The sequence below is a fragment of the Anoxybacillus tepidamans PS2 genome, from assembly GCF_000620165.1.
Taxonomy (GTDB): Bacteria; Bacillota; Bacilli; order Bacillales; family Anoxybacillaceae; genus Anoxybacteroides; species Anoxybacteroides tepidamans_A.
In genome coordinates this window covers 197,891-216,477 of the sequence record NZ_JHVN01000001.1, presented here as the reverse complement: position 1 = coordinate 216,477, position 18,587 = coordinate 197,891, and the positions used below count along the sequence as shown (strand labels likewise).

Annotated in this window: 20 protein-coding genes; 17 read left to right on the top strand and 3 right to left on the bottom strand. The window is 43.0% G+C overall.

Translation table 11 applies throughout. The features are described from left to right. Window position 1: 1 nt before the first annotated feature. The 6 genes from aroE to N667_RS0101215 are packed head-to-tail and all read left to right on the top strand — an operon-like array spanning window position 2 to window position 3,397. A complete protein-coding gene (aroE, locus tag N667_RS0101240) occupies window positions 2–844 on the top strand; it encodes a shikimate dehydrogenase (RefSeq protein WP_027407874.1) in 843 nt (280 codons plus the stop codon). Then, window positions 838–1,128 carry a ribosome assembly RNA-binding protein YhbY gene (gene yhbY, locus N667_RS0101235; protein WP_027407873.1) on the top strand — a complete coding sequence of 97 codons (291 nt, stop codon included), beginning with the start codon at window positions 838–840 and terminating at the stop codon, window positions 1,126–1,128. The genes aroE and yhbY overlap by 7 nt, the downstream gene beginning before the upstream one ends. Before the next feature lie 35 nt (window positions 1,129–1,163). Then, a complete protein-coding gene (locus N667_RS0101230; protein ID WP_027407872.1) occupies window positions 1,164–1,736 on the top strand; it encodes a nicotinate-nucleotide adenylyltransferase in 573 nt (190 codons plus the stop codon). Then, window positions 1,723–2,301 carry a bis(5'-nucleosyl)-tetraphosphatase (symmetrical) YqeK gene (gene yqeK, locus N667_RS0101225; RefSeq protein ID WP_027407871.1) on the top strand — a complete coding sequence of 193 codons (579 nt, stop codon included), beginning with the start codon at window positions 1,723–1,725 and terminating at the stop codon, window positions 2,299–2,301. The genes N667_RS0101230 and yqeK overlap by 14 nt, the downstream gene beginning before the upstream one ends. Further along, complete coding sequence (gene rsfS / locus N667_RS0101220) at window positions 2,298–2,654, top strand: ribosome silencing factor (protein ID WP_027407870.1); 357 nt, start codon at window positions 2,298–2,300, stop codon at window positions 2,652–2,654. Before yqeK ends, rsfS begins: the two co-directional genes overlap by 4 nt. Beyond that, on the top strand, window positions 2,651–3,397 hold the full coding sequence (locus N667_RS0101215) for a class I SAM-dependent DNA methyltransferase (protein ID WP_027407869.1): 747 nt from the start codon (window positions 2,651–2,653) through the stop codon (window positions 3,395–3,397). The genes rsfS and N667_RS0101215 overlap by 4 nt, the downstream gene beginning before the upstream one ends. 70 nt (window positions 3,398–3,467) lie before the next feature. On the opposite strand, the gene comER is transcribed toward N667_RS0101215, so the two are convergent. Next, window positions 3,468–4,286 carry a late competence protein ComER gene (comER, locus tag N667_RS0101210; protein ID WP_027407868.1) on the bottom strand — a complete coding sequence of 273 codons (819 nt, stop codon included), beginning with the start codon at window positions 4,284–4,286 and terminating at the stop codon, window positions 3,468–3,470. Between the two features lie 102 nt (window positions 4,287–4,388). On the opposite strand from comER, the gene N667_RS0101205 reads away from it, so the two are divergent. From N667_RS0101205 to N667_RS0101195, 3 genes are all read left to right on the top strand, one after another. Further along, on the top strand, window positions 4,389–5,000 hold the full coding sequence (locus N667_RS0101205) for a helix-hairpin-helix domain-containing protein (protein WP_027407867.1): 612 nt from the start codon (window positions 4,389–4,391) through the stop codon (window positions 4,998–5,000). A gap of 267 nt (window positions 5,001–5,267) precedes the next feature. Further along, complete coding sequence (locus tag N667_RS0101200) at window positions 5,268–5,723, top strand: ComE operon protein 2 (protein ID WP_027407866.1); 456 nt, start codon at window positions 5,268–5,270, stop codon at window positions 5,721–5,723. 311 nt (window positions 5,724–6,034) lie between these two features. Next, entirely contained in the window at window positions 6,035–8,329 is a 2,295-nt protein-coding gene (locus N667_RS0101195; protein ID WP_027407865.1) for a DNA internalization-related competence protein ComEC/Rec2, read from the top strand. 134 nt (window positions 8,330–8,463) lie between these two features. Here the strand turns inward: N667_RS0101195 and N667_RS19245 are convergent, their stop codons facing one another. Next, window positions 8,464–8,598, bottom strand: coding sequence for a YqzM family protein (locus N667_RS19245; RefSeq protein ID WP_027407864.1), 135 nt, complete (start codon window positions 8,596–8,598; stop codon window positions 8,464–8,466). Window positions 8,599–8,891: 293 nt separating this feature from the next. Between N667_RS19245 and holA the strand changes: the two genes are divergently transcribed. After that, complete coding sequence (gene holA, locus N667_RS0101185) at window positions 8,892–9,929, top strand: DNA polymerase III subunit delta (RefSeq protein ID WP_027407863.1); 1,038 nt, start codon at window positions 8,892–8,894, stop codon at window positions 9,927–9,929. A 466-nt stretch (window positions 9,930–10,395) separates the two neighbouring features. On the opposite strand, the gene rpsT is transcribed toward holA, so the two are convergent. Beyond that, window positions 10,396–10,662 carry a 30S ribosomal protein S20 gene (gene rpsT / locus N667_RS0101180; RefSeq protein WP_027407862.1) on the bottom strand — a complete coding sequence of 89 codons (267 nt, stop codon included), beginning with the start codon at window positions 10,660–10,662 and terminating at the stop codon, window positions 10,396–10,398. Between the two features lie 204 nt (window positions 10,663–10,866). Here rpsT and gpr point away from each other — a divergent pair, with 204 nt between their 5' ends. From gpr to grpE, 7 genes are all read left to right on the top strand, one after another. Further along, window positions 10,867–11,985, top strand: coding sequence for a GPR endopeptidase (gene gpr, locus N667_RS0101175; protein WP_027407861.1), 1,119 nt, complete (start codon window positions 10,867–10,869; stop codon window positions 11,983–11,985). Window positions 11,986–12,063: 78 nt separating this feature from the next. Continuing rightward, window positions 12,064–13,263 (top strand): stage II sporulation protein P, encoded by a 1,200-nt coding sequence (spoIIP, locus tag N667_RS0101170; protein ID WP_027407860.1) that lies wholly within the window; start codon window positions 12,064–12,066, stop codon window positions 13,261–13,263. Window positions 13,264–13,275: 12 nt separating this feature from the next. Then, the gene (locus tag N667_RS0101165) at window positions 13,276–13,602 is read left to right on the top strand and encodes a YqxA family protein (RefSeq protein ID WP_027407859.1); all 327 of its coding nucleotides are present in this window, start codon (window positions 13,276–13,278) and stop codon (window positions 13,600–13,602) included. 118 nt (window positions 13,603–13,720) lie between these two features. Then, entirely contained in the window at window positions 13,721–15,550 is a 1,830-nt protein-coding gene (gene lepA / locus N667_RS0101160) for a translation elongation factor 4 (protein WP_027407858.1), read from the top strand. Window positions 15,551–15,616: 66 nt separating this feature from the next. After that, complete coding sequence (gene hemW, locus N667_RS0101155; RefSeq protein WP_027407857.1) at window positions 15,617–16,759, top strand: radical SAM family heme chaperone HemW; 1,143 nt, start codon at window positions 15,617–15,619, stop codon at window positions 16,757–16,759. Window positions 16,760–16,844: 85 nt separating this feature from the next. Continuing rightward, on the top strand, window positions 16,845–17,879 hold the full coding sequence (gene hrcA, locus N667_RS0101150; RefSeq protein WP_027407856.1) for a heat-inducible transcriptional repressor HrcA: 1,035 nt from the start codon (window positions 16,845–16,847) through the stop codon (window positions 17,877–17,879). A 182-nt stretch (window positions 17,880–18,061) separates the two neighbouring features. Beyond that, window positions 18,062–18,574, top strand: a complete 513-nt coding sequence (gene grpE, locus N667_RS0101145; RefSeq protein ID WP_232223875.1) for a nucleotide exchange factor GrpE — start codon at window positions 18,062–18,064, stop codon at window positions 18,572–18,574. Window positions 18,575–18,587 lie beyond the last annotated feature (13 nt).

The window sequence follows — 18,587 nt, the reverse complement described above, 5'->3', positions numbered from 1 at the left end:
AATGGCCAATATTTACGGGGTGCTTGGTTGTCCTGTTCATCATTCTTTATCGCCAGTCATGCACAACGATGCGTTTCGAGAGCTCGGAATTGCCGGCCATTATTACGCTTTTCATGTAGAGAAAGAGCATTTGCGTGATGCGATCAAAGGATTGAAGGCACTCGGGATAGCGGGGGTAAACGTGACGATCCCTCATAAAACGGCCGTTATTCCTCTGTTGGATGAAATCGATAACATGGCAAGACAGATTGGAGCTGTCAATACGATTGTCAATGAAAATGGCCGCTTAATCGGCTATAATACAGATGGTCCCGGCTTTGTGCGAGCGCTTTGCGAGGAAACAAAGACGGACATTAAAGGAAAACGTGTGCTGCTCGTCGGGGCAGGGGGAGCGGCTAGAGGCATTTATTTTGCATTAGCAAGCGCTCAAGCCTCGCGGATCGACGTTTGCAATCGCACGAAAAGCAATGCCGAGCAATTAATTGAACAATCCGCCGTTTCGATTGCATCCGCAGCTTACTCGCTTCAAGAGGCAGAGGAGCGTTTAGCCGAGTATGAGATCGTCATTAACACAACATCTGTCGGCCTTTATCCGAATGTTGATGCGACGCCGCTTTCTCTTGAGAATTTAAGAGTGAATACGATTGTTAGCGACATTATTTATAATCCGCTTGAAACGAAATGGTTGCGGGAAGCAAAAGAAAAAGGCGCGGTCGTACAAAACGGCGTCGGAATGTTCGTTTACCAAGGAGCGCTGGCGTTTGAAAAATGGACAGGAATTTTCCCAAATGTGGAACGCATGAGACGAATTGTGATACAACAGTTAGGAGGAAAAGAATGTTAACTGGAAAACAAAAACGATTTTTGCGAGCAAAAGCCCACCATTTGAAGCCTATTTTTCAGGTAGGAAAGGGCGGAGTGAATGAAAATATGGTAAAGCAAATTATAGATGCCCTCGAGGCGCGTGAATTGATTAAGGTAAGCATATTGCAAAACTGTGAAGACGACAAGGAAACGGTGGCAGCGCAGCTTGCTTCCGGAGCGAAAGCGGAGCTTGTCCAAACGATTGGGAACACGATTGTGCTTTATAAAGAATCAAAAGAAAACAAGCAAATTATTTTACCCTGATATATGAATACCCGGGTTCATAAGGAGAAGGGAGTATGCAGAAAATCGGGATTTTTGGGGGGACATTCGACCCGCCACACAACGGCCATTTGTTAATGGCCAACGAAGTGATGCACGCACTTAATCTATCGGAAATTTGGTTTATGCCGAATCGTATCCCTCCCCATAAACGCCATGAGCAGGTTACCAATAGCGCCGATCGATTGCATATGCTGAAACTGGCAATCGTCGATCACCCGCAATTTAAGATAGAGACGATTGAATTGCAGAGAGAGGGCCCTTCATATACGTATGATACAATGCGTCAATTAAAAGAGCTGTATCCTGCATGTGAATTTTATTTTATTATCGGTGCCGACATGGTAGAATATTTGCCGCATTGGCATTGTATTGATCAGCTTGTTCAATTGGTCACGTTTGTTGGTGTGAAGCGGCCGGGATTTTCCCTTCATACAACATATCCGCTTGTGGAAGTGGAAATTCCTGAATTTGCAGTTTCTTCTTCTCTTATCCGCGAGCGTGTGAAACAGGGAAAAAGCATTCGGTATTTAGTGCCGGAACGCGTAAGATTGTATATTGAGGGGAAGGGATTATATGGAGCGCCATAAAGCGTTAGAAATAGTGAAAAAACAATTGACTGAACATCGCTATCAACATACGCTCGGTGTTATGGAGACGGCCATTGAACTGGCGAGAAAGTATGGAGTCGATGAAAAAAAAGCAGAGTTGGCGGCGATTTTTCATGATTATGCAAAATTTCGTCCGAAAGAGGAAATGAAACAAATCATTTTAGAGCAAAATATGCCAAACGACTTGCTTTCATACAACATGGAGTTATGGCATGCTCCTGTGGGGGCTTACTTAGTGCAGAGAGAAGTAGGCATCCAAGACGAAGAGGTTTTAAATGCAATTCGTTACCATACGTCTGGACGCGCCAATATGACAGCACTTGAAAAGGTGGTTTATGTTGCAGACTATATTGAACCGGGACGCATTTTTCCGGGGGTAGAGGAAGTGCGGGAGTTGGCGCGTCATGATTTAGACGAGGCACTCATTCAAGCACTTAAAAATACGATTCAATTTTTAATGAAGAAAAATCAACCGATTTACCCGGATACGTTTTATACGTATAATGCAATGGTTATGAACAGAAAAGGGGGAATCGAAACATGACGGAACGGGATATTTTGCGTGTCGTTGTTCAAGCGGCCGATGAAAAGAAAGCAGAAAATATTGTCGCTTTAAATATGAAAGGTATTTCCCTTGTTGCGGATTATTTTATGATCTGCCACGGAAATTCCGAAAAGCAGGTGCAAGCTATTGCGCGGGAAATTAAAGAAAAAGCTGAAGAACACGGGATTTCCGTTAAACGATTAGAAGGTTTTGACGAGGCGAAATGGATTTTAGTTGATTTGGGGGACGTTGTCGCTCATGTATTCCATAAAGATGACCGACTATATTACAATTTAGAACGTCTTTGGGGAGATGCGCCATTTGAAGATATAGCGAGTGATTTAGTACAATGACCTACGAATCGTTCGCATATTGGTATGATGAATTGATGAAAGAGGCGCCATATGACAAATGGAAGGCCTTTGTGCATCAAAAAATTCAACAATATGGAAAAAAGAGTACAAAGCGGCTGCTTGATGTTGGATGCGGAACAGGGGAGTTAGCGGTTCGGTTGGCGAGAGACGGTTTTGATGTCACGGGTGTTGATTTGTCGGAAAATATGCTCGCTATCGCACAAGCAAAAGCGGAACTGCAACGGGTGAATGTTGAATTTTTTCAACAAAGCATGACCGAACTAGAAGGCTACGCTCCTTTTGATGCGGTTATGATCTTTTGCGATTCGCTTAACTATTTGGAACATGAGCAAGATGTGCAGCAAACATTTCGGCGTATTTACGACCTTTTGCACGAAGGTGGGCTTTTATTGTTTGACGTCCATTCCGTTTATAAAATCGACTATCTCTTTCGAGGGGCGACATTTGCGAGCAACGAGGAATCAATCAGTTATATTTGGACATGCGATGCGTTGGAAGAAACACCGCATACCGTAGCGCATGATTTGACGTTTTTTGTGCAAGAAGAAGATGGGCGATATGAACGATACGATGAATGGCACGTGCAACGCACATTTGCTGTTTCCGAGTATGAACAGTGGCTCATAGATGCTGGATTCAAAATAATGGAGATCAGCGCTGATTTTAATGAGCAGCCGCCTAGTGAACAAGCTGAGAGAATTTTCTTTGTGGCCAAAAAATAAGCTGCCCATTTATGATGGTGGGCAGCTTTTTTATTAAGGTAAGAAGGATTTTTTATCGATTTGTGGAACGTTAATCATTGAATTGTTTTTTTATTTTCTCAATTTCTTCCCCAAACTTTGCATGCGTTTTTTCAAATACGTGGTCAAATATTCCGTTTAATTCTTCCTCCAGCACTGAAATGCCTTCTCCAGTAATTCCGCCTCTTACACACACTTTTTCCTGTAAAGCGGGCAGCGTATACACTCCTTTTTTCAGCAGCTCCCCCAAGCCGATAATCATCTCGCTTGCTAGTGCTGTCGCCATTTCTTTAGAAATGTTTGTTTTTCGAACGGCTGCATCGATGAATTGTCGCAGCAAGTAACTGAAAAATGCTGGTCCGCAGCTTGCCAAATCGGAGGCGATTCGGGTAATATCCTGCTCAATATCGTAAGGATTGGAGATATGTTGAAATAGCTGTTTTATATATGCACGGTAATGAGCCGCACAGCGTCCGAATGTCATAAGAGAACTTCCTGAAAGAGCCCGGTTTGTAATGCTAGGAATCACTCGGGCAACATGGCAAGGAACAGCGGACTCCAACTGTTGTACAGTAATAGGACTTGTAATGGAAACGAGACAATGATCTTTAGTCCAATAAGGAGACAGCTCCTTCAAAAGGGGGTAAATATCCAATGGTTTGACGCATAGAAAGATGATAGTCGCTCCCTTGACAACATTCTCCGGACTGGCTGCTACCTCAAGTTGAGGATACTTTTTTTGAATATCGATTGCTTTTTCGATTGTGCGGTTCGTAATAATAAGCTCTGTTGCGTCGATTGCCTTCGATTCAAGCAGCGCTTCTATTAAAATTCTCCCCATGTTTCCTGTGCCAATCACTCCGATTTTCATCGCTCTCCCCCCTCTTTGTTTATTAGCCGATATCTCTCCTCTCAACGATATATATGAAGGAGCCGGAATTTTATGCACGATTTTTAGAAAGGAGAATGGTGTGTGGAAAAGCTTATCCATAAATATGGGAAACGATGGTATGTGGCAGCGCTCGCTATTTTTCTCATGGCCATTGCATTCATTTATTATGAACGGGACAAAGAGCGACCGCTTTCTCCGACAATGCCTCTGGCTTCCGAGAAACCGAAAGCCAACACAACGCCTGAGAAACAATCACTGCCAGCGGCTGTTATTGTAGATATTAAAGGTGCTGTTGTACATCCAGGTATATATGAAGTAACTGAGAATGCACGCGTCCATGACGTTGTGATACAGGCAGGGGGATTTACAAAAGACGCGGATCAGACGAAAATCAATTTAGCCGCCAAAGTCCATGATGAGATGATGATTTACGTTCCAATGAAAGGGGAAACGAACGCTTCTGTTTCACCATCGCCTGCACCAACGGAGGAAGAAAAGAAAAAAATCGATATTAATAGCGCGACGCTCGAGGAGCTTGAGCAAATTGAAGGAATCGGTCCAGCGAAAGCAGCGGCGATTATTGAGTATCGCGAAAAGAATGGGCCGTTTCGAAAAATCGAAGACTTATTGAACGTATCAGGTATTGGGGAGAAATCACTTGAAAAAATGAAAGAGCAAATTATGATTCGCTAGAACAACTGTTGATGTCTGATTTAACATATTCAGCGAGAAGTCTCCTACCTCTAAACGATGTGTAGGCAGAAGAAGTCCATTCTGCAATATCATGTTAAATAACTGGATGTAGTTTATTCTTTAAGCTCGCATCACATTAGACTTTTCAAATAACATGCAGTCAACAGGAGACAGATTTCCAGTACATTTTACTCAACAGGTAAATTGACGCCTTTTTTTTAGACCATTAAACTAATCTTATATGTCATGTTAGGGGAGAGGTTAAGAATGGAACGGATTACATGGGATCAATATTTTATGGCACAGAGCCATTTATTGGCATTGCGCAGCACATGTACGCGTCTAGCAGTTGGAGCGACCATTGTCCGCGATAAACGAATTATCGCAGGTGGATATAATGGGTCGATCGCTGGAGGAGCGCATTGTATTGATGAAGGATGTTATGTCATTGATAACCATTGTGTTCGCACAATTCACGCCGAGATGAACGCCATTATCCAATGCGCTAAGTTTGGGGTACCGACTGAAGGTGCGGAGATATACGTGACGCATTTTCCTTGTCTGCATTGTTGCAAGGCGATTATCCAAAGTGGGATTCGCGCCGTCTACTACGCCCAAGACTATAAAAACCATCCATACGCTCTTGAATTGTTTGAGCAAGCGAACATCCTTGTAAAACATGTCCCGTTCGACCGGGAAACGTTGCTGCTTCTGCAAAAATAGCACAAGCGTTGCTGATCTATTATTTGACTTAAAAATGCAGAATGATATGGGCAAATACAAGCTTTTCTGTCTCTTGCCTCGCACAAGAACGCTAGCTCGCAAATTCATTTGCCTGCAAAGCGTTCGTTGTTTGAGGGGACATGCTAAGTATGCCAGGTGGTGGAGCTTGCCTTGCCGACTACGGCAGAAAAGCTAGGAATAGAGCCATATCAATTAGTTTTTACTGGATAATCAACACATCTGCCAAAATAGCATTCCTCCTGCTGCTTTTTATTTCTAAGGCGGCAGGGGGAACAAAAAGGGGAACGAAAATGAAAGGGAATGTTGTTTATATAGCGATTGCCGGTTTATGTGGAGTAGTGATTGGCTATCAACAATTACAACCTTTTCATTTCATAGCGCTGCTATTTTATTTTTTATTCCTTTTTATTCGAAAACGCGCTGTCCTGCCTATATGCCTATGCGCTGCTGCCTTTTTCTCTTTGTATATGCTTTGGGTGGATCGCCATAACAAAACCGTTCTTTCTCGCGACCAGATGAATTTTTCTGTGCGCTTTATTACTTCGCCAGCCATCGACGGCGATCAATTGAAAGGAATCGTAAAAACCATCAATGAAAGTGAAAAACTACAACTTGTTTATCGCATCAAAAGCGAGCGGGAACAGCAACAGCTCTCCGGCATTCAAATTGGCATGATTTGTACATTTCGAGGAACGCTTAAAACACCTGAGCCCGCTCGGAATATCGGTGCCTTTGATTATCGGCGATATTTGCGGTTTCAACACATTCATTGGATCGTCCAGCCTTCTTCTTTTTCTCTTCGTCATTGCCGCCCAACGCCGTTAACCGTTTATGAATCCTTGCTCTTAATGAGAAAAAAAGGTTTAGATGACATTGAATCCTCTTTTCCCTCTTCGACTGTCGGTATCGTTCAAGCCCTTGTGTATGGAGAACGGACGGAGATGGATGATTCTTTGCTTGATGCTTATCAAAAATTAGGATTAGTCCATTTACTTGCGATTTCCGGATCACATGTCACCCTGCTTGTCAGAGCCTGTTTTTATATGTTTATTCGCTTTATTACAAGAGAGCAAGCGGCGCTCGTTCTTTTGCTTCTTCTTCCCGTGTACACGGTGATTACAGGGGCTTCTCCTTCAGTGGTTCGCGCTTCATTAACCGCGATGATTTTGCTGTGGTTTAGTTATAAAAAATCAATCATCCTTCCTTTAGATGCCCTCAGCGCCGTTTTTCTCGCTATGCTCATTGTTCAGCCGTACGCACTTTTTCAAGCGGGCTTTCAACTATCGTTTATTGTTTCCTTCACCCTTATTTTATCTATAGAGATTATTGAGCAATATTTATCGCCTTTAACCCGTCTTTTTATGACGACTCTTATTGCGCAAATCAGTGCTCTTCCATTTTTACTGTATCACTTTTTTGAGTTCTCGCTGTTAAGCCTTCCATTTAACATTGTTTTCATTCCGTTATATTCATTTGTGATTTTACCGCTCTCCCTTGTTTCATTAGCTGCTCATTACATATTCGAGCCTATGAGTAGTTTTCTGATGAAAGGATTGGAACAGATCATTACGATTTCAAACGAGTGGGTTCTCGCTTTCAAGCAACACCATTCGTTATCTCTCATCCTTGGCCGGCCATCACCATTTTTGCTCACGTGCTATAGTATAGCGATTGTGTTTGCGTTTATGCAGATGGAACAAAAACAATATCGCTCTTTATTATGGATAGCTGCAGTCGTATTTTTGCATATGATTGTTCCTTATTTCAATCGTTACGGAGAAGTAGTCGTTCTTGACGTTGGACAAGGAGATTGTATTTATATTGAATTGCCCTATCGGAAAGGAGTGTACCTCATTGATACTGGCGGAGAGATGAAGTTGTCAAAGCAGCCGTGGCAAAAACGGCAAAAGGAATGGAGTGTGGGGAACAATATTGTCATTCCATTTTTGAAGGCAAAGGGGATTCGTAAATTAGACCGGCTTATCATTACCCATGGCGATGCGGATCATATGGGAGCGGCCATAGAAGTCATTAACGCTATTCAAGTAAAAGAAATGTTAATCGGTAAAGGGGGAGCGCAACAACCGTTGCAGATGTCGCTTATTGCTGCCGCAAAAAAACAAGGCGTTGCTATAAGGGAAGTAGGACGCGGTGAAGGTTGGGAAGCAGGCAGTGCAATATTTTATGTGCTCAATCCGTCAGACGAAAAGGAGCTATCGACAGATAATAACCGTTCTGTCGTTGTATATGCAAAACTCGGGGCATTGTCATGGCTGTTTACAGGGGATCTAGAAAAGGAAGGCGAGGAGAAGCTGATTCGCGCCTTTCCGCATCTGCGCGTTGATATTTTAAAAGTAGGCCATCACGGAAGCGCAACATCAACATCAGAGCATTTTTTACAAACGATACAACCTAAGATTGCTGTCATTTCTGTCGGAAAAAATAATCGTTACCACCATCCGCATCCGGACGTCATCGAGCGGCTTCAGAAGCACCATATTAAGGTGTTGCGTACTGATCAGCATGGCGCAATTCAATATATATACAATAAAAAATTCGGAACCTTTACTGTTATGTTGCCATAGTATAATATCACACCACGAAAGAAGTTTTCTTCCTGCTAGCAACAGTGAACCGATTCTGTATGCGTTTTAGCTGCGACATCTAACTAAACATTGGAGCAAAAAAAAGAGACTGCTTCAAAGCAATCTCTTTTCCATCATGAACTAAAAAATTTCACTAATGTCGCAATAATGAACATTGTAGCGAAAAAGCCAAAAGAAACCCCGAACCCAACGCCGGAGTCAACCGCATCATTGCGCTTGCTTTGCACGTCTTTTTCAAATTCGTTCATGATTTTTACCCCTCCTCATGCAATCATTTTTAGTATACGTCAAAAGTAAAAAAAAATCTACATGACAATTGTCGATTTCCTACGTTGACAACAGTTAACACAAATAGTTTGCGCAGCTCGGGACAATATAAAAATACCCGTTGATAAACAAGTTCCTACGGCTAGGGCTCGTTTATCAACGTTTATATAAATGGGAATCGGCATTTTCCGTCCGCCGATTCCCTTGTAAATGTGCCAAAAACAGTGTATCTTTTCATCATGGACGCTTTAAAAAAGAAATGGAGCAGAGAAACATGGTGGTAGACCTTTGGGGAAAAATCAAAAAACAAACATTGGCACCTCTTTATTTATTATATGGAACAGAATCATTTTTATTAAACGAAACGCAGGAGCGAATTATTCAGGCCGCTTTGCGAGATGAGGAGCGGGATTTTCATTTGTCCGTATATGACTGTGAAGAGACTCCTATTGAAGTTGCGATTGAGGAGGCGGAGACGCTTCCTTTTTTCGGGGAAAGGAAGGTAGTGATTGTGAAAAATCCTTACTTTCTTACACCGGAAAAAGCGAAAGAAAAAATAGAGCATAATTTAAAAAAGCTTGAGGAATACATAACGTCTCCGTCGCCTTTTTCCATTGTCATCTTCACCGGTTTATACGAAAAACTAGACGAGCGGAAAAAAATCGTAAAGCGTTTAATGAATGAAGCGGAAGTAGCCGCTGCCTTTTCTCTAGGGGAAAAAGAGCTGCGTAGGTGGATAGATGACCGAGCACACGCTAACGGAACGGCTATTACACAAGAAGCGGCGGAGACCCTATTGCAGCTAGCAGGAACGAATTTGATGTCCTTAGCTAATGAATTAGATAAACTATCGCTTTTTGTAGGACAAGGAGGGACGATTGAAAAGGAAACAGTAGAACTGCTTGTTTCGCGCACGCTTGAGCACAATGTTTTTGTGCTTATCGAAAAAGTTGTTCAACGAAACGTTGGAGAAGCGCTGCAAGTACTGTCTGATTTGTTTGAGCATAATGAAGAACCGATTAAAATTTTATCGCTGCTAGCTGGACAATTTCGGCTTTTATATCAAGTAAAATCGCTTGCTGCTCAAGGCTATGGACAACAGCATATCGCTTCTTTATTAAAAGTGCATCCGTTTCGTGTCAAACTGGCGATTGGACAATCCGCTTTATTTTCCGAACAGGAGTTACTCGCGATCATGAACGATCTAGCCGAGGCAGATTATCAAATGAAAAGCAGCGCCATCGATAAACGTTTACTAATCGAGCTGCTACTAGTGAAATGGAACGGAAAAGCGGACGCCGCTAGCCGTTAAATCGGCTTTTGGCCGTCCGCTTTTCATCGCGATTGAACGAAAACGCTCTAATGGAGAAATGTCCAAAATTTCATTGCGGTAAAGACGATGCCAATGATGATTAGCGAGGCTATGAACCGCCCCCACCTACACTTCGCTTAGAGGTGGGAGACTTCTCGGTAGATATGTTAAATATACGATACGTGTTCCTCTGATGGAAATTATGCGAAAAATGAAACCGACTATTTCTACGAGCGCAAACAACCGAAAATTCCTTTTTTACTAGGTCATTCCTCATTTCTATTTCATCCCACGACATAAAAAGCATCAGTGTCCTGTTAAAAATACATACAATCCCTAAACTAATACATGCTAACATCAAGATCTTTCTATCGGTTGTATCGGCACATTTCATAGAGCCGATTGAACAAGCAACGATCGTTTAGAAAAAAGAAAACGACCTCTGCAAAAGGTCGTTTATGCGTTGTTATGCTGTGATGCTGTTTAATTTTTTCGCTAAGCGAGATTTTTGGCGGCTAGCTACGTTTTTATGAATTAATCCTTTGCTTGCCGCTTTGTCTAATTTTTTAGAAGCAAGGACAAACGCTTCTTGCGCTTTTTCTACATCTTTTGCTTCTACAAGCGCTTCAAATTTTTTAATCGCTGTGCGCATCGCTGATTTCACTGCAGCGTTGTGAGCACGGCGTTTTTCGCTTGTTTTTGCGCGCTTAATAGCAGATTTAATATTTGCCAATGTCTTTCACCTCCGTAATGCTGTCCATATACGTTATTCTTTTGTCGTATTTAGCGATATAGACATATCAAGAACAAGAGATATTCTATCAAACACATTTCAATTATGCAAGACTATTCAAGCAAAAATACTTTACTGATTGCCGAATGAAATAAGAGTAAAGCGGCGACAATAAATAAAAATGATGTAAAAAGGAGGAAGATGATGGATCACCCATTAGATCTTAGCGTATATTCGGTCCGGACGGATTTAGCGGTTGAAGCGCATGAAATCGCGATAGAAGAAAGATTGGAACAAAAAAGCGAAGCATCTTCACAAGTGGAAGGAGTCGTCATTCACGACCGCGAAGTCGACGGTATTAAATTGTCATATGTGGAAGTGAACGACGATGGAGCAAAATCGATCGGCAAAAAAGCAGGAATGTACGTAACGATCGAAGCGCAAGGAATCCGCAGTCAAGATACGGAACTGCAAAAAAAGGTAGAGGAAGTATTCGCCAAAGAATTTCATGCGTTTTTGCGGCGGTTGAACATTCCAGATAAAGCAAGCTGCCTTGTCGTGGGGCTTGGTAATGACAATGTGACGCCTGATGCCCTCGGACCATTAACGGTCGAAAATTTACTGATTACTAGACATTTATTTCAGCTTCAGCCGGAGAGTGTTGAAGAGGGGTTCCGGCCTGTGAGCGCTATCGCTCCGGGAGTTATGGGAACGACAGGAATTGAAACGAGCGACATTATTCGCGGCGTTGTAGAAAAAACAAAACCTGATTTCGTAGTTGTCATCGATGCGCTGGCTGCGCGTTCGATCGAGCGTGTCAACGCTACGATTCAAATTTCCGATACAGGCATTCACCCGGGATCAGGGGTAGGAAATAAGCGAAAAGAGCTGAGTAAAGAAACACTTGGAATTCCAGTGATTGCGATCGGTGTGCCAACCGTTGTCGACGCGGTGTCGATTACAAGTGATACAATCGATTTTCTTTTGAAACATTTTGGCCGGGAGATGAAAGAAGGACATCGTCCGTCGAACGCTTTGGCTCCGGCAGGATGGTTATTTGGCAAACGAAAAAAATTGACCGATGAAGATCTTCCGTCACAGTCGCAACGGTCGACGTTTCTTGGAATGGTCGGCACACTCAACAATGATGAAAAACGCGCGTTGATCCACGAAGTGTTGGCACCACTTGGGCATAATTTGATGGTGACGCCGAAAGAAGTCGATACATTTATTGAAGATATGGCAAATTTGCTAGCAAGCGGCTTAAACGCGGCGCTTCACAACCAGATTGACCAAAGCAATACAGGGTCTTACACGCATTAATCGTTCAAAAAGATGTTCTATCTTTTTAAGCTTGGCCATACTGTTAAATTAGTAGACAAGCTTAGAAAGGGTGAGAGCATGAAGCGGCTACGTTCTCGGCAAATGGTCGTTACCATTCATGGGACAAGTATCAAAAAAATAGCGATTTTAGCGGTTTTAGGATGGATGATGATGTTTACATTCGTCGGTTTAATGACCTCGCTAAAACCGGAATATCGCCTTTCCTCTTCTTCTGTTAATAGCGTAACAAACCATTTTCCCGAGGAGGCGTTTATCCATTTATTTAGTTTTGAAAATCATTATTTTTTGCAAAGCTTGCCGAAGGAACGACAAAAAATGAACTATTCGTCCATTTTATTTAGAATGATGACAAGCATCAATCCGGATGACCCGCGCAGTTTGCTTGGAAGCGAACTTCCCGGTTTTGCTTTATACGACAGTAAAATTGTGGTGGCAGGAGAAGGAACGGACTATACAACTATGCCTTATGAATCAGCGCCGCCGCTTGAGGTCATGCTCGCTGAAAGAGAAGCGTCTTTGGAAAACCTAGAAAAAGCGAATGAAGCACAAGATGAGAAGCCCGTACCACCGCCAACAAAAACAACTGGTGGAAAGAAAGTGGTTTATATTTATAGCACGCATACGTACGAATCGTATTTGCCTGCTTTGAAAGGAACGACGAATCCAGATCTTGCTTTTCATCGCACTGTAAACGTTACAAAAGTAGGACAAAAGCTAGCTGAGGAACTGGAAAAGCGGGGGATTGGAGCGGAAGAAAGCCCTGTTGATATTCAAGGGGAGTTATCTAAAAAAGGGATGAAGTACTATCAATCGTACGATATGTCGAGGGAAGTGGTTGTGCAGGCGATGGCACATAATCGCAGCTTGCAGTATTTGATTGATATCCACCGCGATTCTAGAAGGCGCAAATATACGACTACAACAATTAATGGAGTTAATTATGCTCGCGTGGCGTTTATTATTGGTGGGGAAAATCCGAATTATGAAAAGAATTTGCAATTAGCTACACAACTTCATCATTTGTTGCAAAAAAAATATCCAGGATTAAGCCGCGGAGTCATCGAGAAAAAAGGGGCGGAAACGAATGGGAAGTTTAACCAAGATCTATCAGGGAATGCGATTTTAATTGAAGTTGGAGGGGTTGATAATACGTTTGAGGAATTGTTCCGAACAACTGCAGCAGTTGCCGAGGCGTTCAGTGAGTACTACTGGCAGGCAGAAAAAGTGCAAGCGCCAGCACCGGCTCAAAAGCAGTGAGGGGGAAATAAAATGGTGAGGTTTACCATTCAGTTTTTTGCAGTCGTCGTTCTCCTTTTTTTCGGTGTGTTGCTTGGAATGCAGCAGGCCAATGAAGGCATGGTTAAAATGAAAGGGTATCATGATCCATCGTTTCAAACAGTGCTTCATTTATCAAAAGATGAGGACGGAAAGCTTGAAGCGATGGTAATGGGGAATAAGGTCACGGTTGAAAATGTGGATGAAAAAAAGAAAAAACTAGAGCAAATGAAAATGTTCAATATGTTTTCAGAACTAGGAAAACGTTTAGCGGAAGCCGTTCGTTCTTCCATGCGCGAACTTCTTTCGTTTCTTAGCTAACTCATTAAATGAAGTCGGGTTTCTTCCCCGACTTTTTTTCTTCTCTCATTGAATCTTGACAATTGTGTTGCTATAATCAAAGCTAGTGTAGTTTCGGGGACAGTAGGAGTGAAAAAAGATGAATCGTGAAGAAAGATTAAAACGAAGAGAAAAAATTCGTAACTTTTCTATTATTGCTCATATCGATCATGGGAAATCGACTCTAGCAGACCGCATCCTTGAAAAAACAGGGGCGCTTTCACAGCGAGAAATGAAAGATCAAATGCTAGATTCAATGGAGCTAGAGCGCGAGCGCGGCATTACAATTAAGCTCAACGCCGTTCAATTGAAATATAAAGCGAAAGACGGGGAAGAATATATTTTTCATTTAATTGATACGCCAGGGCACGTCGATTTTACGTATGAAGTGTCCCGCAGCTTGGCCGCCTGCGAAGGTGCAATCCTTGTTGTGGACGCGGCGCAAGGGATCGAGGCACAAACATTGGCGAACGTCTATTTGGCGCTAGATAACAATTTAGAAATTTTACCGGTCATTAATAAAATTGATTTGCCAAGTGCCGAGCCGGAGCGCGTCCGCCAAGAAATCGAAGACGTTATCGGATTGGATGCTTCAGAAGCGGTATTGGCATCAGCGAAGGCTGGTATTGGCATCGAAGAGATTTTAGAACAAATTGTCGAGAAAGTGCCGGCGCCGGCCGGCGACCCGGATGCGCCGTTAAAAGCGTTGATTTTCGACTCGCTTTACGACTCATACCGCGGGGTTGTCGCTTATATCCGCGTTGTCGAAGGGACGGTTAAACCGGGGCAAAAAATTAAAATGATGGCGACCGGAAAAGAATTTGAAGTCGTCGAAGTCGGCGTGTTTACTCCAAAGCCAAAACAGGTCGATGAGTTAACAGTTGGCGATGTCGGCTTCTTAACAGCATCGATTAAAAACGTGAGCGATACACGTGTAGGGGATACGATCACCGATGCAAAAAATCCGGCCGCTGAACCGCTTCCAGGATATCGCCGCTTAAATCCAATGGTATTCTGCGGTATGTATCCAATTGATACAGCGAAGTATAACGACTTGCGCGAAGCGTTAGAAAAATTGCAATTAAACGATGCAGCGCTGCAATTTGAACCGGAAACCTCTCAAGCGCTTGGCTTTGGGTTCCGTTGCGGCTTTTTAGGCTTGTTGCACATGGAGATTATTCAAGAGCGCATTGAACGCGAATTTAACATTGATTTAATTACGACGGCGCCAAGCGTTGTATATAAAGTCTATTTAACGGATGGGACGGAAGTACAAGTCGATAATCCGTCCAACATGCCGGACCCGCAAAAAATTGATCGTGTCGAGGAACCGTACGTAAAAGCGACGGTCATGGTGCCGAACGATTTTGTCGGTGCGGTTATGGAGCTATGCCAAGGCAAACGAGGCATCTTTGTCGACATGCAATACCTTGACGAAAAGCGCGTCATGCTTATTTATGAAATTCCGCTTTCGGAAATTGTGTATGACTTCTTTGACATTTTAAAGTCGAGCACAAAAGGATATGCGTCTTTCGATTATGAGCTTATTGGCTATAAGCCTTCAAAGCTTGTTAAAATGGACATTTTGCTCAACGGCGAAAAAGTCGATGCCCTTTCCTTTATCGTTCACCGCGATTCAGCGTACGATCGCGGCAAGGTCATCGTCGAAAAGCTGAAAGATTTAATTCCGCGCCAACAATTCGAGGTGCCGGTTCAGGCAGCGATCGGCAATAAAATTATTGCAAGATCGACCATTAAAGCGTTGCGCAAAAACGTGTTAGCGAAATGTTACGGCGGTGACGTATCGCGTAAACGCAAGCTTCTAGAAAAGCAAAAAGAAGGAAAGAAACGAATGAAGCAAGTCGGATCGGTTGAGGTTCCGCAAGAAGCGTTTATGGCTGTGCTTAAAATGGATGATAATAAAAAATAATGGCATGCGAGGCTGTCTCATTCCGGTGGGATAGCCTCGTTTGTTATCAATAAGGAGAGATATAGATTGATTCGAGCAATATATTTGCACATTCCATTTTGCTCACAAATTTGTCATTATTGCGACTTTAACAAAGTATTTTTCAAAGGCCAGCCCGTCGCTGAATACTTGCAGGCGATGGAGCGAGAAATGAAGCACACGCTCGAAATGGCTCCGACGCGCAAGCTTCATACAATTTTTGTCGGCGGCGGCACGCCGACCGTACTTGAAATGCACCAACTTGAGTTCTTTTTAAACAGCATTCATAAGCATCTTCCGTTTGCAGCTGGAGACGTCGAATTTACATTTGAAGCAAATCCGAATGAACTATCGCAAGAAAAGTTAAAGTTATTAAAAGACGCTGGGGTAAACCGGCTAAGCTTCGGTGTACAAACGTTTGACGATGAATTATTGCAGCGAATTGGGCGCACTCACCGTCAACGAGATGTACTCCAAGTGATTGAAATGGCCAAAAATATAGGGTTTTCCAACATCAGCATCGACCTCATGTACGGGTTGCCAGGGCAGACAATCGAACAGCTACGCGATACTTTAAGGATGACGTTCTCGCTTGATGTTCAGCATGTGTCAGCTTACTCGCTCATTATCGAACCCAAAACGGTGTTTTATAACTTAATGAGAAAAGGGCGCCTTTTGCTGCCTAGCCAAGAGGAAGAAGCGGAAATGTATGAGGAAATTATGGAGCAAATGGAGCGTCATGGATATAAGCAATATGAAATCAGCAACTACGCACGGCCAGGGTTTGAAAGCCGCCATAACCTTACGTACTGGAACAACGAAGAGTACTACGGGATCGGAGCGGGGGCACATAGCTATATCAATGGGGTGAGGAACGTCAATGCCGGCCCGCTAAAAAAATACATCGGATTGGTGGAAAAAACGAGCGTTCCGTACGTAGAGCGCCACGAGGTAACGCATGAAGAGCGGATGGAGGAAGAAATGTTTTTAGGGCTCCGTAAAACGGAAGGGGTTTCGAAGCAACGATTTGCTGAAAAATTTCTTCGTTCGCTTAATGACGTATTTAAAGAGCCCATTGAACGAGAAAAACAAAAAGGACTATTAGAAGAAACAGAAAGCCATATCCGTCTTACCCATCGGGGGAAATTGCTTGGAAACGAAGTGTTTCAAGCGTTCATCGGAACAATCTAGACGTTGACAGGAACGAGCGGATTTGATACTTTAATAGTAGATTTAGCACTCGATGTATGTGAGTGCTAACAGAGGTGGTGATAGTTTGTTAACCGATCGCCAATTGCTTATTTTGCAAGTGATTATTGATGATTTTATTCGTTACGGTCAGCCTGTCGGTTCCCGGACGTTGTCCAAAAAAGACAAAATTACGTTTAGCTCAGCGACGATTCGAAATGAGATGGCTGATTTAGAGGAATTAGGATATATCGAGAAGACGCACATTTCGTCAGGGAGAGTGCCGTCGGAAAAAGGCTATCGTTATTATGTTGACCATCTATTGTCACCGGAGCGGCTTACGCCGGACGATATGAGGAAAATCAAATCCATTTTTGCTGAACGGATTTATGAATTAGAGAAAATCGTCCAAAAATCAGCGCAAATTTTGTCTGATTTGACGAGCTACACATCGATTGTTCTTGGTCCGGCGGTAAAAGATAATCGGCTTAAACGGCTGCAAATTATCCCTTTAAATAGAGAAACAGCAGTGGCCATTATTGTAACGGACACGGGGCACGTGGAAAACCGCATGATCACGCTTCCGGCGTCTGTAGAAGCTTCTGACCTAGAAAAAATGGTCAACATTTTAAACGAGCGTTTAGTTGGCGTATCCATTGCCGAGCTAAAAGATAAAATTTATAGAGAGGTAGCCAATGTGCTACGCACCCATATTTACAGCTATGACAGCATGTTGAAAACAATCGCTGAGACGCTTGACATCCCGCAAGAAGAAAAAATGTTTTTTGCGGGCAAAACGAACATGCTGATCCAGCCGGAGTTTAACGACATTGAAAAAATCCGTTCTTTAATGGCAATGATCGAGCAGGAAAAGGATTTTTATCGCCTGCTGCGGCAAAACAGCAAAAAGGGAATTCAAGTGACAATCGGTCGCGAGAATCAGCTTAGCGGTATGGAAAACTGCAGCTTAATTACCGCCACTTACTCAGCGGGCGAAGAGCAGTTAGGAACGATCGCGATCCTTGGACCGACTCGCATGGAATATTCCCGAGTAATCGCCATTTTGCAGCGCGTTGCGTCCGACTTATCGACGGCATTGACAGACTGGTATCAAAACAGCTAGCATTGGTCATATTGGATAATGGATGGTCGGTGCAAGACACCCCATCCTTTCCTTGTGAATGGCTTTTTTATACATAACCGTTTGCTCATTTAAGGGAGGTGAAGTCGGTGGAAAAGGAACAAAAAGATATGATCCAAGTGGAAGAAGAAACTACATATGAACAACCGCAAGAGGCGGAAGCGATGGAATCGCAATTAGAAGAAAATGAAAGCAAATCTGTAGAAAACAAAGAGTTAGAAGCTGCGAATGAAAAAATTGCAGAACTTGAAACAAAGTTGCAAGAATTGGAAAATCGCTATCTCCGCTTACATGCGGATTTTGATAATTTTCGTCGTCGCACAAGACTCGAATTTGAGGCGGCAGAAAAATATCGCGCTCAAAGCTTAGTAACAGATCTTTTGCCTGCGTTAGATAACTTCGAACGGGCTTTGAAAATTGAAGCAGAGGACGAAAAGGCGAAATCGATTTTGCAAGGGATGGAAATGGTATATCGCTCATTGATGGAAGCGTTGAAAAAGGAAGGCGTTGAAGCGATTGAATCGGTCGGAAAGCCGTTTGATCCGCATTTGCACCAAGCGGTGATGCAAGCCGAAGATGGCAATTACGAGCCGAATACGGTCGTAGAAGAATTCCAAAAAGGGTATAAATTAAAAGATCGCGTGATTCGTCCAGCGATGGTAAAGGTGAGTCAATAACGTCATAGGAGGG